This is a genomic window from Streptomyces griseicoloratus, assembly GCF_014534645.1.
GTDB classification, from domain to species: Bacteria; Actinomycetota; Actinomycetes; order Streptomycetales; family Streptomycetaceae; genus Streptomyces; species Streptomyces griseicoloratus.
On the sequence record NZ_JACVQF010000238.1, the window covers coordinates 73,312 to 88,773 of the forward strand.

The window sequence follows — 15,462 nt, forward strand, 5'->3', positions numbered from 1 at the left end:
CGCACAACGCCGTGCCGGATCAGTACGACTTGGGCAGACCCAGGGTCTGGTGGGAGACGTAGTTGAGAATCATCTCCCGGCTCACCGGGGCGATACGAGCCACGCGCGCGGCCGTTATCAGCGACGCGAGTCCGAACTCGCGCGTGAGGCCGTTGCCGCCGAGGGTGTGCACGGCCTGGTCGACGGCCTTCACGCAGGCCTCCCCGGCGGCGTACTTGGCCATGTTGGCGGCCTCGCCCGCGCCCATGTCGTCACCGGCGTCGTACAGGTGGGCGGCCTTCTGCATCATCAGGCGGGCGAGTTCGAGGTCGATGTGCGCCTGTGCGAGGGGGTGGGCGATGGCCTGGTGGGCGCCGATGGGGGTCTTCCAGACGGTGCGTTCGCGGGCGTAGGCGAGGGCCTTGGTGAGGGCGTACCGTCCCATGCCGATCGCGAAGGCGGCGGTCATGATGCGTTCGGGGTTGAGGCCGGCGAAGAGCTGGAGCAGCCCGGCGTCCTCGTCGCCGACGAGGGCTTCGGCGGGGAGCCGTACGTCGTCCAGGACCAGCTCGAACTGCTTCTCGGCGGCGTTGAGTTCCATGTCGATCCGCCGCCGCTCGAAGCCGGGGGTGTCGCGGGGGACGATGAACAGGCAGGGCTTGAGCCTGCCGGTGCGGGCGTCCTCGGTGCGGCCGACGATGAGAGTGGCGTCGGCTATGTCGACGCCGCTGACGAAGACCTTGCGGCCGGTCAGGATCCAGTCGCCGGTGTCGCCGTCGCGGCGGGCGGTGGTGGTGATGCGGTGGGAGTTGGAGCCGGCGTCGGGCTCGGTGATGCCGAAGGCCATCAGGCGGCTGCCGTCGGCCAGGGCGGGGAGCCATGCGCGTTTCTGGGCCTCGGTGCCGAAGCGGGCGATGACCGTGCCGCAGATCGCCGGGGAGACGATCATCATCAGCAGGGGGTTGCCGGCGGCGCCCATCTCTTCGAGGACGAGGCAGAGTTCGGTGATGCCGCCGCCTCCACCGCCGTATGCCTCCGGCAGGTTGACGCCGATGTAGCCGAGCTTGGCGGCGTCCTGCCAGAACTGTTTGTTGTCGGTGCCGGGGGTGTGGGGGTGGTTGCTCGCGAACGAAGCGACCGCTTCGCGGAGGGCCTTGTGCTCTTCGGATTCGATGAGGGTGGTCACTGTGCTCCTTCGGAGTGCGGGTTTCGTCGTGGCTGGTCGCGCCCACGCGGCGGAGCCGCATATTCGATGCAGCCCCGCGCCCCTACGTCTCTCCGACCACCGCGAGCAGAGAGCCCACCGTCACCTGCTGACCAGGTACGGCGTGCAGGGTCGTGAGCGTGCCGGTGACCGGGGCGGTGATCTTGTGTTCCATCTTCATCGCCTCCAGCCAGAGGAGGGGTTGGCCCGCCTGGACGGCAGTCCCCTCGGTCAGGCCCTCCGCGACGCGGACGACCGTGCCCGGCATGGGGGCGAGGAGGGAGCCGGGGGCGTGCTGGGTGGTGGGGTCGGGGAAGCGGGGCAGGGCGGTGAGGGCGGTGGCGTTCACGTGCACCCGGTCGCCGTAGCGGGCGACCTCGTAGCGGCGCCGGACGCCGTCGGCTTCGAGGACGACGAGGCGGGCGTCGGCGTGCACGACGCGTACGCCGTCGGCGGTGAGGCCGGTGCGGGTGTGCCGGTAGCGCACCTCGTGTTCCTCGCCGGCCATGGCGTACCGCTTGACCTGCGGCTGCGAGGGCAGGTTGCGCCAGCCGCCGAACCGGGAGCGGCCGTGGGCGTCGGCGAGGGCGGCGGCCAGGGGGGCGAGGGGGTCGGGTGCGGGTGCGGTCAGTTCGGGCAGGTGGCGGTCGTAGAAGCCGGTGTCCATGCGGCCGGCGGTGAACTCCTCGTGGCGCAGGGAGCGCACGAGCAGGTCCCGGTTGGTGAGCGGGCCGTGGACCGCCGCCCGCTCCAGGGCGCCGGCGAGGAGGCGGATCGCCTCCGTGCGCGTGGGGGCGTGGGCGACGGCCTTGGCGAGCATCGGGTCGTAGTGGACGCCGATGTCGTCGCCGTCGGTGTAGCCGGTGTCGAGGCGGATGCCGTCGGGGACGGCGAGGCGGTGCAGGCGGCCGGTCTGCGGGGCCCAGCCGTTCGCCGGGTCCTCGGCGTACAGGCGGGCCTCGACGGCGTGGCCCCGCGCGCGTGGAGGGTCGGTTTCGAGGGCGTGGCCCTCGGCGACGCGGAGCTGGAGGGCGACCAGGTCGACGCCGCACACGGCCTCGGTGACGGGGTGTTCGACCTGGAGGCGGGTGTTCATCTCCAGGAAGTGCGCCTTTCCGTCGGCGACCAGGAACTCGACGGTGCCGGCGCCGGCGTAGTCGACGGCGCGGGCGGCCCGGATGGCCTGCTCGTACAGGTCCTCGGTGAGCGAGGCGGTCAGTCCCGGTGCCGGTGCCTCCTCGATCACCTTCTGGTGGCGGCGCTGGAGGGAGCAGTCCCGGGTGCCGAGCGCCCACACGGTGCCGTGCGTGTCGGCGAGGATCTGCACCTCGACGTGGCGGCCGTTCTCCACGTAGGGCTCGACGAAGACCTCGCCGTCGCCGAAGGCGCTCGCCGCCTCCGCGCGGGCGGCGGCGAGTTCGGCGTCCAGGTCCGCGAGGTGCCGGACCACGCGCATGCCGCGTCCGCCGCCGCCCGCCGCCGCCTTCACCAGTACCGGCAGGTCGGCCTCGGTGACCTGGTCCAGAGGGGCGATGCCCATCAGTTCCTTGGCGCGTGTCTTGGACGCCATGGCCTCGATGGCCTCCGGCGGCGGCCCGATCCAGGTCAGGCCCGCGTCGGCGACGGCGCGCGCGAAGCCGGCGTTCTCGGAGAGGAAGCCGTAGCCGGGGTGCACGGCGTCGGCGCCCGCGGCGACGGCGGCCTTCACGATCAGGTCGCCGCGCAGGTACGTCTCGGCGGGCGTCGCGCCCGGCAGCCGTACGGCCGCGTCGGCCACGCGCGCGTGGAGGGCGTTCTCGTCGGCGTCCGAGTACACGGCGACGGTCCCGATGCCCAGTTCGCGGCAGGTGCGGAAGATCCGGCAGGCGATCTCGCCCCGGTTGGCGACGAGGACAGTGCTGATCAAGGTGATCCCCTCACATCCGGAAGACGCCGAAGCCGCCGCGCGCGCCCTCGTAGGGCGCGGTGTGGATGGCCGACAGGCACAGGCCGAGCACGGTGCGGGTGTCGCGCGGGTCGATGACGCCGTCGTCGTACAGCCGCCCGGACAGGAACATCGGCAGCGACTCGGACTCGATCTGCTGCTCCACCATGGCGCGCAGCGCCGCGTCGCCCTCCTCGTCGTACGGCTGCCCCTTCGCGGCGGCCGACTGGCGGGCGACGATGGACAGCACGCCGGCGAGCTGCTGCGGGCCCATGACGGCGGACTTGGCGCTGGGCCAGGCGAACAGGAAGCGCGGGTCGTAGGCGCGGCCGCACATGCCGTAGTGGCCGGCGCCGTAGGAGGCGCCCATGAGGACGGAGAGGTGGGGGACGCGGCTGTTGCTGACCGCGTTGATCATCATGGCGCCGTGTTTGATGATGCCGCCCTGTTCGTACTCCTTGCCGACCATGTAGCCGGTGGTGTTGTGCAGGAACAGCAGCGGGATGTCGCGCTGGTTGGCGAGCTGGATGAACTGGGCGGCCTTCTGGGACTCCTCGCTGAAGAGGACGCCCTGGGCGTTGGCCAGGATGCCGACCGGATAGCCGTGCAGGGCCGCCCAGCCCGTCGTCAGGCTCGTGCCGTACAGCGGCTTGAACTCGTCGAAGTCGGAGGCGTCGACGATCCGGGCGATCACCTCGCGCGGGTCGAAGGGGGTCCTGAGGTCGCCGGGGACGATGCCCAGCAGTTCCTCCGGGTCGTACTTGGGCGGCTCGGCAGGGCCCGGGTCGGGGTACGCCTTGCGGTGGTTCAGGCGGGCGACGACCCGCCGGGCCTGCCTGAGCGCGTCCGGCTCGTCCACGGCGAAGTAGTCGGCGAGGCCCGAGGTGCGCGCGTGCATCTCGGCGCCGCCGAGGGACTCGTCGTCGCTCTCCTCGCCGGTGGCCATCTTCACCAGCGGCGGGCCGCCGAGGAACACCTTGGCGCGCTCCTTGACCATGATCACGTGGTCGGACATGCCGGGGATGTAGGCGCCCCCGGCCGTGGAGTTGCCGAAGACGACGGCGATGGTCGGGATGCCGGCCGCCGACAGCCGGGTCAGGTCCCGGAAGATCGCGCCGCCCGGGATGAAGATCTCCTTCTGGGAGGGCAGGTCGGCGCCCCCGGACTCGACCAGGCTGATGCAGGGCAGCCGGTTGGCGAGCGCGATGTCGTTGGCGCGCAGGGCCTTCTTCAGGCTCCACGGGTTGCTGGCGCCGCCGCGCACGGTCGGGTCGTTGGCGGTGATCAGGCACTCCACGCCCTCGACGACGCCGATGCCGGTGACGAGGGAGGCGCCGACGGCGTACTCGCTGCCCCAGGCGGCCAGCGGGGACAGCTCCAGGAAGGGCGTGTCGGGGTCGAGGAGCAGTTCGATGCGTTCGCGGGCGAGCAGTTTGCCACGCCGCCGGTGCCGTTCGACGTACTTCTCGCCGCCGCCCGCGAGGGCCTTGGCGTGCTCGGCGTCCAGGTCGGCGAGTTTGGCGAGCATGGCCTCGCGGTGGGCCCGGTGGTCCGGGCCGGCCGGGTCCAGGGCGGAGGACAGGACCGTCACAGCAGTATCTCCGGGATGTCGAGGTGGCGGGCGCGCAGCCATTCGCCGAGCGCCTTGGCCTGCGGGTCGAAGCGGGCCTGGGCGGCGACGCCCTCGCCGAGGATGTGCTCGACGACGAAGTTCAGTGCGCGCAGGTTCGGCAGCACGTGCCCGGTGACGGGCAGGTCGCGGGCCTCGGGGATCAGCTCCCGGAAGCGGTCGGCGGTCAGCTCGTGCACGAGCCAGCGCCAGGACTCGTCGGTGCGCGCCCACACGCCGACGTTGGCGTTCCCGCCCTTGTCGCCGCTGCGGGCGCCGGCGACGAGGCCGAGGGGTGCGCTTTTGCGGGGCCCCGGCGGCAGCGGCTCCGGCAGCGGTGGTTCCGGTACGGCGTCGATCACGGCGGTGTCCTGGGCCGGGGCCACGGGGACCCGGCGTCCGTCGTGGAGGACGGCCACATGGTCCACGGTGTCCTGGGGGACGTACGCGGCCTCGAAGACGCCGTAGGGGGCGCCCTTCCCCGGTGGCGCCGTCACATGGAAGCCGGGGTAGCCGGCGAGGGCGAGTTCGACGGCGGCCCCGCTCAGCGCCCGTCCGACGGCCTGCTGGTCGGGGTCCCGGACGACGAGGCGCAGCAGGGCGCTGGCCGTCTCCTCGGTGGGGGCGTCGGGGCGGTCGGTGCGCACCAGGTCCCAGCGGACGTCGGTGACCTTGCCGAGGGCGGGTTCCATCTGCTCCCGCACCAGGGCCGCCTTGGCCTCGATGTCGAGGCCGGTGAGCACGAAGGTGACCTCGTTGCGGAAGCCGCCGAGGCGGTTCAGGCCGACCTTGAGCGTGGGTGGCGGGGCCTCGCCGCGCACGCCGTCGATCCGTACGCGGTCGGGACCGTCCTGGGTGAGCGTCACGGTGTCCAGCCGGGCGGTGACGTCCGGTCCCGCGTACCGGGCGCCGGCCGTCTCGTACAGCAGCTGGGCCGTCACCGTGCCGGTGTCGACGAGGCCGCCGGTGCCGTCGTGCTTGGTGATGACGCAGGTGCCGTCGGCGTGGAGTTCGGCGAGCGGGAAGCCGGGGTGCCGGAGGTCGTGGCTCGCCCGGTGCTCGTGGAAGAAGGCGTAGTTGCCGCCGGTGGCCTGCGTGCCGCACTCCAGCACGTGACCGGCGACGACCGCGCCCGCGAGCCGGTCGTGGTCCGTCGGCGCCCAGCCGAAGTGCGCGGCGGCGGGCCCGGTGACCAGGGCGGCGTCGGTGACGCGCCCGGTGACCACGACGTCGGCGCCCGCGCGCAGGCACTCGGCGATGCCGAAGCCGCCGAGGTAGGCGTGGGCAGCGAGGCTGCCCGGATACCGGTCCCCCAGGTCGTCGCCCTCGACGTGCGCGACACGGACGGGGAGGCCGAGCCGGGCGGCCAGTGCGCGTACGGCGTCGGCGAGTCCGGCCGGGTTGAGCCCGCCGGCGTTGGCGACGATGCGCACCCCGCGCTCGTGGGCGAGGCCCAGGCACTCCTCCAGCTGGCGCAGGAAGGTGCGGGCGTACCCGGCGTCCGGGTTCCTGAGCCGGTCGCGGCCCAGGATGAGCATGGTCAGCTCGGCGAGGTAGTCGCCGGTGAGGACGTCCAGCGGGCCGCCGGTGAGCATCTCGCGCATGGCGTCGAAGCGGTCACCGTAGAAGCCGGAGGCGTTGCCGATGCGGAGCACGCTCACCGGGCGGCCCCCTTCGGCGGGCGGCCGGTGCCGGGCGGGCCCGCGAAGGCCTGGGCGATGTCGAGCCAGCGGTCGGCGTCCAGGCCCTCGGCGGTGAGGGCGAGGTCGGCGCGGTGGGCTCGCTGGGTGGCGAGGAGGCAGAAGTCGAGGGCGGGGCCGGTGACGCGCTGGGCGGCGTCCTCGGGCCCGTACGCCCACCGGTCGCCGTGCGGCCCGGTGAGTTCGACGCGGAACTGCCCGGCGGGCGGGGTGAGGCCGTGGGCCGCGAAGGCGTAGTCGCGGGCGCGCACCCCGATGCGGGCCACATGGCGGAGGCGGTCGGTGGGCGGGCGCGTCACGCCTATCGCGTCGGCGACGTCCAGGCCGTGGGCCCAGGTCTCCATGAGCCGGGCGGTGGCCATGGAGGCGGCCGCCATGGGCGGGCCGTACCAGGGGAAGCGGGCGCCGGGCGGAGCCTCGCGCAGCGCCTTGTCGAGCGCGGCACGTCCTTCCCGCCAGGCCGTCAGCAGCGCGGCGGGCGGCAGGGCGGCGCCCTCCTGTGCGCCCTCGTCGACGAAGGTGCCGGGCGCGGCGAGGGCCTTGTCCACCAGGGCGCGGAAGCCGTCCTCGTCGGTGACGGCGAGCAGGGCGGACCGGTCGGTCCAGGTCAGGTGCGCGATCTGGTGGGCGATCGTCCACCGGGGCGCCGGGGTGGCGAGGCGCCACTCCCCGGGGCTCAGCCGGGCGACCAGCGCGTCGAGTTCCTCGCTCTCCTCGCGCAGGTCGTCGATCACGGGCGTCGGGTCGGACACGAAGCGCTCCCCTCGGGCACGGCGGCGTGCGGCGCGGTGTGGTGGGGAGCATGGCAGGAGGCCGGGAAACAATCAAGCATGCTTGCATGAATTCGTGCCCGGCCCGAGCCCGGGCCCCGCGCTGGGCGGTGGGAGGGGTTACCGGCCGTCGGCCCCCGGGCCCGGCAGCTCTCGCTTCGCCCGCCCGCCGCGCCCCACCTGGGTCCGCACCGCTCCCATGCTGGCCGCGATGACCAGGGCGATGGCGGCGGACTGGGTGGCGGACAGGGACTGGTCGAGGATGAGGAAGCCGGCCGCCGCGGCGAGGGCGGGCTCCAGGCTCATGAGGATGGCGAAGGTGGGCGCGGGCAGGCGGCGCAGGGCGAGGAGTTCGAGGGTGTACGGCAGGACGGAGGAGAGCAGGGCGACGCCCGCGCCCAGCGCCAGCGTCACCGGGTCGGCCAGTTTCGCCCCCGACTCGGCGATGCCCAGCGGCAGGAACAGCACCGCCCCGACCGCCATCGCGAGGGCCAGCCCGTCGGCCTGCGGGAAGCGGCGTCCGGTGCGGGCGCTGAAGACGATGTACGCCGCCCACATCGCGCCCGCCCCCAGCGCGAAGGCGGCACCGGCCGGGTCGAGGCCGTCGAAGCCGCCGCCGCCGAGCAGGAAGACGCCGGCCAGGGCGAGCGCGGCCCAGACCAGGTTGACCGCGCGGCGGGAGGCAAGGACGGAGAGGGCAAGCGGGCCGAGCACCTCCAGGGTGACGGCGGGACCGAGGGGGATGCGGTCGACGGCCTGGTAGAAGAGGCCGTTCATGCCGGCCATGGCGATGCCGAAGACGACGACCGTGCCCCAGTCGGCGCGGGAGTGGCCGCGCAGCCGGGGGCGGCAGACCAGGAGCAGGACGACGGCGGCCACGACCAGGCGCAGCGTCACGACCCCGAGCGCCCCGGCCCGGGGCATCAGGCTGACCGCCAGCGCGGCACCGAACTGCACGGAGACGCCTCCGGCGAGCACCAGGCCGACCGGGCCGAGGGAACCCCATCGGCCGGTGGCGCCGCCCGGGGCGGGCGCGGGGCCGGTGGCGTGCGCGGCCGTGGGGGCGGCCGGGGTCGGGGTGCCGGGGGTGGCGCTGGGGGTGCTCACGGGGGCTCCGGGGACGGTCTACGGTTCGATGTCGTTCACCGCGCTGTACGGCGTAGTCCAGGGTAGTGGACTCGGTCAGGCGTGTAAGCCGGTCATGCAACTGTCGTCGCCCGGACACGCGGCTGTCAACGGAAGTCCGCCGGGCGGACAGGACCGGACCGGCGGGCGGGACCGGGCGGACGGGGCCGGCGGGCAGGGCTGGTCGTACGGGAGCGATCACCGGCGGGATACCGTCCGCAACGACGAAGCCGGCCCGCACCCTCCCGGAGGCCCCGTGAGACGACTCCTCGCCCGCATCTGGCGCATCCTGCGCCCGGTGCAGAGCCGCGTGATGTGGTTGCTGAACGCCAAGTTCGTGGTCGGCGTGACCGGCGTCGTGCGCGACGACGAGGGGCGGGTACTGATGCTGAGGCACCGGATGTGGCCGCCGGGCCGCCAGTGGGGCCTGCCGAGCGGTTTCGCGCGCAAGGGCGAGGACTTCCGGGCGACCGTGGTCCGAGAGGTCAAGGAGGAGACCGGCCTCGACGTGGAGGTGGGCCGGCTGGTCATGCTCAACAGCGGCCTGCGCACCCGCCTGGAGGTGGCCTACGAGGCCCGCCTGCTCGGCGGCGAGCTGCGCATCGACCCCTTCGAGATCCTGGAGGCCCGCTGGTGCGACCCGGACGACCTGCCCGAGGGCGTCCAGCCGGTGTGCCGGCCGCTGGTGCGGGGCGAGACGGTCCCGTGAGGCGGGGTCGAAAACGCCGGTTCCCGGTCGACGCAGAGGTGAAGGCAGTCCACACCCCACCCGAGGAGCACGCATCATGACCGTCACCGCGGACCTGGCCATCACCCTCGACGGCTACGTCGCCGGCCCGAACGTCACCCTCGACAACCCCGGAGGCGACGGCGCCGAGCCGGTCTTCGAGTGGATCCACACCCTGGCGAGCTGGCGGGAGCGCCAGGGCATGACCGGCGGGGACGAGAACCGCGACTCGGAGCTGATCCGGGAGTGGTTCGACGCCACCGGGGCGGTGGTCATGGGCCGGACGATGTACGACACGGGCGAGGAGTTCTGGGGCGACAACCCGCCCTTCCGCACCCCGGTCTTCGTCCTCACCCACCGCCCCCGCCCCACCCTGGTGAAGGAGGGCGGCACCACCTTCACCTTCGTCACCGACGGCATCCACAGCGCCCTGGAGCAGGCGAAGGCCGCCGCCGGGGACCGGAACGTCGACATCGCGGGCGGGGCGGACACGGTGCGGCAGTACCTCGGAGCGGACCTCGTCGACGAGCTCCAGCTGCACGTGGTGCCCGTGCTCCTCGGCGACGGGCTGCGGCTCTTCGAGGGGCCGGGCGCCGTCCGGCGCGACCTGGAACTGATCAGGGTGGTCGGCACTCCGTCGGCCACCCACCTGAAGTACCGCTTCCCGCGGCGCTAGCGGGCGATCCCTCCGCCGCCCATGAGCAGGTCCAGGCCCTCGGTGTCGTCGAAGGTGTCCCCGTACAGCCGGGTGACGCCCCTCGCGGACGGCCCGTCGGCCGTGCCGGGCAGCAGCCACGCGGAGCTGCCGGTCGTGTCGCTGCCCGGCTCGGCCACCACCAGGTCGGCACGGTGGTCGCCGTCCAGGTCGGTGAGGGCCACCGACGCACCGAAACCGGCCCGCTCGCCCGAGCCGGCGAAGTCACCGCCCTCGAACACCCGGGAGCCCTCGCCGGTGAGTCCGTCCGGGCCACCCGCCAGGAAGAGCACCTGCTCCGGGCCCGGCTTCGCGTACGGGCCCCACCGCGGGGACCCGGCCACCACGTCCGCGTATCCGTCACCGTTCACGTCCCCGGTGTCGAGGGACTCGAGGACGGCGTCCTCGTCCTGGGGTTCCGCACCGGGCACGCCCGGCGTGTCGCGGTCGATCGTCGTCCTCCGCTTCCCCGGCCCGGTCTTCGACCCGTACACCACCGTCACCCCGCTGCGGCTCGCGTCGCCGCCCCGGGGGCTGAGGACCAGGTCACCGTATCCGTCGCCGTCCACGTCACCGACGGCCGCCGTCGCCGCGTCGGGGAGGTCGACGCCGTCCGGCTGGGTGAGGCCGTCCGGGCCGCCCCGGAAGTAGCCGACCGGCCGGCGCTTCTCGGACCACGGCGCACCGGAGGGCCCGCCGGAGTGGAAGGTCACCAGGTCGTCGGCGCCGTCGCCGTCCAGGTCCCCGGCGACGAGGTCACGGAAGTTCGCGGACCCGACACCCCGCTCGGGTTCGCGCGGGGCGGGGACCCGCCCCGTCCCCGCCGGGGTGCCGTCCCGTTCGAAGGGGCCCTTGAGCAGCCCCTTGCCGGAGCCGAGCCCGAAGACGAGGTCGGCGTGCCCGTCCCCGTCGAAGTCACCGGCTGCGAGCTGCTCCTCCAGGATCGGGTCGTTGTCCCACGCGACGTGGCTGCCGTCCGTCCCCGGTACCCGGGCGGCACGCGACAGCCCGTCCGGGGAACCCCACATGACGACGACGGACGGTTTCCAGTCGAAGACGGCGGTGGCGAGGTCGGTGTACCCGTCCTCGTCGAAGTCACGGGCCACCACGTCGGTCCCGAAGAACGCCTCGTGGCGGTTCTTCCCGGGAATCCCGGGGTCGTCCTGCGTGAGGTACTGGCAGCGGCCGAGGCCCGTTCCGTCCCCCGTCCCGTACGCCACCTCGATGCTGCCGCCGCCGTACCCGCCCTTCACGTCCCCCTGCGAGCCGAAGGCCAGGTCGGCGTGCCCGTCCCCGTCGAAGTCGGCGGCGGGGACGGCGCCGGCCGGGGCGGGCCGGTCCGACGCGGGCCGGGCGGCCGGGGCGGTGCCGTGGACGGTGGTGCGGCAGCCGTGCGGCGCGGCGATGCGGGCCGGCCCGTCGTCGGCGACCAGGACCCCCGCGACGACCGCCAGCACGGCCACCGCGGCGGCGGGCCCGACCACCCGCGACCGCCTGCCGAAGCGTCGTCGCGGCCGCCGCCCCTGTTCACCCGGATCGCCCATGCGAACGATCACGCATCGGCCACCCCGTGCGGTTCCGGGGTCACCCCAGCCCCTCCGCCAGCACCTCCGCCAGATGCCGCCCCCGTACCCCGGCCAGCTGCTCCAGCTGCGTCCGGCACGAGAAGCCGTCCGCCAGGACCACCGCTCCCTCCGGCGCCTCCCGCACCGCCGGCAGCAGCTGGTCCTCCGCGCAGGCGGCCGACACCTCGAAGTGACCCTTCTCGAAGCCGAAGTTGCCCGCGAGCCCGCAGCAGCCGCCGCTCAGCTCACCCGTCAGGCCCGCGGCCGCGCGCAGGCGGCGGTCGGCCGTGTCGCCGAGCACCGCGTGCTGGTGGCAGTGGGTCTGGCCGGTGACGGGCCGGTCCACCGCCGCGGGCGTCCAGCCCGGGGCGTGCCGCTCCAGGGTCTCGGCGAAGGTGAGGACGCGGCCTGCGAGGGCGGCGGCACGGGGGTCGTCGGGCAGCAGCTCCGGCAGGTCGGTGCGCAGGGTGGCGGCGCAGCTCGGCTCCAGGACGACGACCGGGGCGGACGTCTCCAGCACCGGTGCCATGAGGTCGAGGGTGCGGCGCATCACCGCGCGGGCCCGGTCGAGCTGGCCCGTGGAGACGTACGTCAGCCCGCAGCACACCCGGGCCCGACGGGCCGTCAGCAGGGCGGCGGCCGTGCGCGACCCGCCGTCGCCCACCCGGCCGCGCGGCATCCGCAGCGTCGGCGGCAGCGCCACCCGCAGCCCCGCCGCCTCCAGGACCCGTACGGCCGCGCGGCCCACGGACGGCGACAGGTGCTCGGTGAAGGTGTCGGGCCACAGGACGACCAGCTCCCCCGCGCCCCGCGTGCGAGCCCGCCTCCGCCACCACCGGCTGAACGTCTGCCCCGCCAGCCGCGGTATCGCCCGCTCGGCCGCGATCCCGCCCGCCCGTTTCGCCACCGCCGCGACCGGGCGTACGGACGCCAGCGCGTTGACCAGTGCGGCCGTGCCCGTGCGGTCCGCCCAGCGCAGCCACACCGGCAGCCATCCCATGGCGTAGTGGGCGGCGGGGCGGCGGCGCCCGGCGTAGTGGTGGTGCAGGAACTCGGCCTTGTAGGTGGCCATGTCGACCTCCACCGGGCAGTCCGACCGGCACCCCTTGCAGGACAGGCACAGGTCGAGGGCGTCGCGGACCTCCGTCGACCGCCAGCCGTCGGTCACCAGCTCGCCGGCGAGCATCTCGTGCAGCAGCCGGGCACGCCCGCGCGTGGAGTGCTCCTCCTCCCCCGTCGCCCGGAAGGACGGGCACATGACGGACGGGCCCGGCGCCGACGCCGTACGGCACTTGGCGACGCCCACGCAGCGCCGGACCGCCGCCGAGAAGTCCCCGCCGTCGGCGGGATAGCCGAACTCCACGTCCACCGGGCCGCGCGGCAGGACGGAGAAGCGGAGGTTGGCGTCGAGCGGTGCCGGGCGCACCAGCATGCCGGGGTTGAGCAGGTCGTCCGGGTCCCAGACCGCCTTGGCCCGCTCGAACAGGGCGACGGTCTCCGGGCCGTACATGCGCGGCAGCAGTTCCGCGCGCGCCTGGCCGTCGCCGTGCTCGCCGGACAGCGAGCCGCCGTGGGCCACCACCAGCTCGGCCAGTTCCTCGGAGAAGCGGCGGAAGCGGGCGACGCCCGCCTGAGTCAGCAGGTCGAAGTCGATGCGGACGTGGATGCAGCCGTCCCCGAAGTGCCCGTAGGGCGTGCCGCGCAGGCCATGGGCGGCCAAAAGACCCCGGAAGTCCCGCAGGTACGCGCCGAGCCGGGCGGGCGGCACCGCGCAGTCCTCCCAGCCGGGCCACGCCTCCGAGCCGTCCGGCATGCGGGTCGCCGTGCCGGACGCGTCCTCCCGGATCCGCCACAGCGCCCGCTGCCCGGCGGGGTCCGTCACCACCCGGGAGTCGACGACGTCGGCGGCCCGCACGATCGTCTCGGCACGCGCACGTGCCTCCGCCTCCGTCCGACCTCCGGTCTCCACGAACAGCCAGGCCCCGCCCCGCGGCAGTCCGGCCGTGGCCGGCACCAGGTCGGCCGCCATGCCCTCCACCGTCAGCGGCCCGAGCGGCAGCAGCCCGGCCGCCGCCTCGGCCGCCGCGCTCTCGTCGGCGTACGCCAGCACCGCGAGGGCACGCGCGCGTGGCGCCTCGACCAGCCGGACGACCGCCTCGGTCAGCACGCCCAGCGTGCCCTCCGACCCGCAGAACGAGCGGGCCACGTCGGCGCCCTTCTCGGGCAGCAGCGCGTCCAGCGCGTAGCCGGAGATACGGCGGGGCAGCTCGGGGAAGCCGGTGCGCAGCCTCGCCAAGTCGCCCTCCGCCAGCTCCCGCAGGCCGTCCGGCGCCCCGGCCCAGCCCTGCCCGAGCCGCAGCCGCCGCCCGCGCGCGGTGAGCACGGTCAGCTCCCGCACGCTGTCCGCCGTCGTGCCCCAGGCCACCGAGTGCGACCCGCAGGAGTTGTTGCCGATCATCCCGCCGAGCGTGCACCGGCTGTGCGTGGAGGGGTCGGGTCCGAAGCGCAGGCCGTGCGGGGCGGCGGCCTCCTGGAGGCGGTCGAGGACGAGGCCCGGCTGGACGACGGCCGTGCGGGTGCCCGGGTCCAGGTCCAGCAGCCCGTTCATGTGCCGGGTGAAGTCCAGGACCACGCCCGTGCCCGTCGCCTGCCCGGCGATCGAGGTGCCCCCGCCGCGCGCCACGACCGGCACCCCCTGCGCCCGGCACACCTCCAGTACGGCGGCCACGTCGTCGGCGTCGCGCGGGGCGACCACGCCCAGCGGGACCCGCCGGAAGTTGGACGCGTCCATCGTCGTCAGCGCCCGGGAGGTGACGTCGAAGCCGACCTCGCCCCGGACGGCCCCGCGCAGTGCTGCCTCCAGACCGTTCATGCGTCCAGGATGCTCTCGTAGCTCCCCACAGGTCCGGACGGCGGAGATCTCGTCTCATCCGACGGACACGTTTCCGTCCGGTTTCGCCGAAGAGATACCCTCCGGCTCGTGGCTGAGATCCAGATTCCTGCTGACATCAAGCCCGCGGACGGTCGATTCGGCGCGGGTCCCTCCAAGGTGCGGACGGAAGCGCTGGACGCGCTGGCCGCGACCGGTACCTCCCTCATGGGCACCTCCCACCGCCAGGCCCCGGTCAAGAACCTGGTCGGCAAGGTCCGCGAGGGCATCTCCGAGCTGTTCCGGCTCCCCGAGGGCTACGAGGTGATCCTCGGCAACGGCGGCTCCACCGCGTTCTGGGACATCGCGACCCACGGCCTGATCGAGAACAAGTCGCAGCACCTCAGCTTCGGCGAGTTCAGCTCCAAGTTCGCCAAGGCCGCGAAGCTCGCCCCCTGGCTGGCCGAGCCGACCGTCATCTCCTCCGACCCGGGCACGCACCCCGAGGCGCAGGCCGAGGCCGGCGTGGACGTGTACGCGTTCACGCACAACGAGACCTCGACCGGCGTCGCCATGCCCGTCAAGCGTGTGGCCGGTGCCGACGAGGGCGCCCTCGTCCTGGTCGACGCCACCTCCGGCGCCGGCGGCCTGCCGGTCGACATCGCCGAGACCGACGTCTACTACTTCGCCCCGCAGAAGTCCTTCGCCTCCGACGGCGGCCTGTGGATCGGCATCTTCTCCCCGGCCGCGATCGAGCGTGCCGAGCGGATCCACGCGAGCGGCCGGCACGTCCCGGAGTTCTTCTCGCTGCCGACGGCGATCGACAACTCCCGCAAGAACCAGACGTACAACACCCCGGCCCTCGCCACGCTGTTCCTGCTGAACCAGCAGCTGGAGTGGATGAACGGCCAGGGCGGCCTGGACTTCACCACCGGCCGCACCGCCGCCTCCGCACGCACGCTGTACGGCTGGGCCGAGGACGTGAAGTTCGCGAACCCGTTCGTCGCCGACCCGGCCAAGCGCTCGCAGGTCATCGGCACCATCGACTTCACCGACGAGGTCGACGCCGCCGCCGTCGCCAAGGTGCTGCGCGCCAACGGCATCGTCGACACCGAGCCGTACCGCAAGCTGGGCCGCAACCAGCTGCGCGTCGCGATGTTCCCGGCGATCGACCCGGCGGACGTCGAGGCGCTGACCAAGTGCGTCGACTACGTGATCGAGAAGCTGTAGCCGCCGCCCTCGTACGACGGTGAGGGGCGCCCGGTGTTCGCCGGGCGCCCCTCACTGCTCTTCCGC

Annotated in this window: 11 protein-coding genes; 3 read left to right on the top strand and 8 right to left on the bottom strand. The window is 74.1% G+C overall.

Annotated features, from left to right (window positions below):
* Positions 1-19 precede the first annotated feature (19 nt).
* The 6 genes from H0H10_RS37840 to H0H10_RS37865 all read right to left on the bottom strand — a co-directional run bounded on the left by H0H10_RS37840 (position 20) and on the right by H0H10_RS37865 (position 8,293).
* Positions 20-1,165, bottom strand: a complete 1,146-nt coding sequence (locus H0H10_RS37840; RefSeq protein WP_188185753.1) for an acyl-CoA dehydrogenase family protein — start codon at positions 1,163-1,165, stop codon at positions 20-22.
* Positions 1,166-1,247: 82 nt separating this feature from the next.
* Complete coding sequence (locus H0H10_RS37845; RefSeq protein WP_188185754.1) at positions 1,248-3,089, bottom strand: acetyl/propionyl/methylcrotonyl-CoA carboxylase subunit alpha; 1,842 nt, start codon at positions 3,087-3,089, stop codon at positions 1,248-1,250.
* A gap of 10 nt (positions 3,090-3,099) precedes the next feature.
* Positions 3,100-4,698 (bottom strand): acyl-CoA carboxylase subunit beta, encoded by a 1,599-nt coding sequence (locus tag H0H10_RS37850; RefSeq protein ID WP_188185755.1) that lies wholly within the window; start codon positions 4,696-4,698, stop codon positions 3,100-3,102.
* On the bottom strand, positions 4,695-6,377 hold the full coding sequence (locus tag H0H10_RS37855) for an acyclic terpene utilization AtuA family protein (RefSeq protein ID WP_188185756.1): 1,683 nt from the start codon (positions 6,375-6,377) through the stop codon (positions 4,695-4,697). The genes H0H10_RS37850 and H0H10_RS37855 overlap by 4 nt, the downstream gene beginning before the upstream one ends.
* Positions 6,374-7,168: a TIGR03084 family metal-binding protein gene (locus H0H10_RS37860; RefSeq protein ID WP_188185757.1), complete on the bottom strand. Its 795-nt coding sequence runs from the start codon at positions 7,166-7,168 to the stop codon at positions 6,374-6,376. The genes H0H10_RS37855 and H0H10_RS37860 overlap by 4 nt, the downstream gene beginning before the upstream one ends.
* 138 nt (positions 7,169-7,306) lie before the next feature.
* Positions 7,307-8,293 (bottom strand): EamA family transporter, encoded by a 987-nt coding sequence (locus H0H10_RS37865; RefSeq protein ID WP_188185758.1) that lies wholly within the window; start codon positions 8,291-8,293, stop codon positions 7,307-7,309.
* 274 nt (positions 8,294-8,567) lie between these two features.
* Here H0H10_RS37865 and H0H10_RS37870 point away from each other — a divergent pair, with 274 nt between their 5' ends.
* Together H0H10_RS37870 and H0H10_RS37875 are read left to right on the top strand one after the other, a co-directional pair.
* Entirely contained in the window at positions 8,568-9,020 is a 453-nt protein-coding gene (locus H0H10_RS37870) for an NUDIX hydrolase (RefSeq protein WP_188185759.1), read from the top strand.
* Positions 9,021-9,096: 76 nt separating this feature from the next.
* Positions 9,097-9,714, top strand: coding sequence for a dihydrofolate reductase family protein (locus H0H10_RS37875; protein WP_188185760.1), 618 nt, complete (start codon positions 9,097-9,099; stop codon positions 9,712-9,714).
* Here H0H10_RS37875 and H0H10_RS37880 read toward each other — a convergent pair.
* Both H0H10_RS37880 and H0H10_RS37885 read right to left on the bottom strand, forming a co-directional pair.
* Positions 9,711-11,288, bottom strand: a complete 1,578-nt coding sequence (locus H0H10_RS37880; protein WP_309141997.1) for an FG-GAP and VCBS repeat-containing protein — start codon at positions 11,286-11,288, stop codon at positions 9,711-9,713. The genes H0H10_RS37875 and H0H10_RS37880 overlap by 4 nt on opposite strands.
* Positions 11,289-11,316: 28 nt before the next feature.
* Entirely contained in the window at positions 11,317-14,169 is a 2,853-nt protein-coding gene (locus H0H10_RS37885; protein WP_188185761.1) for an FAD-binding and (Fe-S)-binding domain-containing protein, read from the bottom strand.
* A 108-nt stretch (positions 14,170-14,277) separates the two neighbouring features.
* Here H0H10_RS37885 and serC point away from each other — a divergent pair, with 108 nt between their 5' ends.
* A complete protein-coding gene (serC, locus tag H0H10_RS37890) occupies positions 14,278-15,396 on the top strand; it encodes a phosphoserine transaminase (RefSeq protein WP_188185762.1) in 1,119 nt (372 codons plus the stop codon).
* The last annotated feature ends 66 nt before the right edge of the window (positions 15,397-15,462 follow it).

Bases quoted from the DNA above. Each gene is read 5' to 3' on its own strand.
- H0H10_RS37875 (WP_188185760.1), top strand. From the start codon at position 9,097: ATGACCGTCACCGCGGACCTGGCCATCACCCTCGACGGCTACGTCGCC.
- H0H10_RS37885 (WP_188185761.1), bottom strand. From the start codon at position 14,169: ATGAACGGTCTGGAGGCAGCACTGCGCGGGGCCGTCCGGGGCGAGGTC.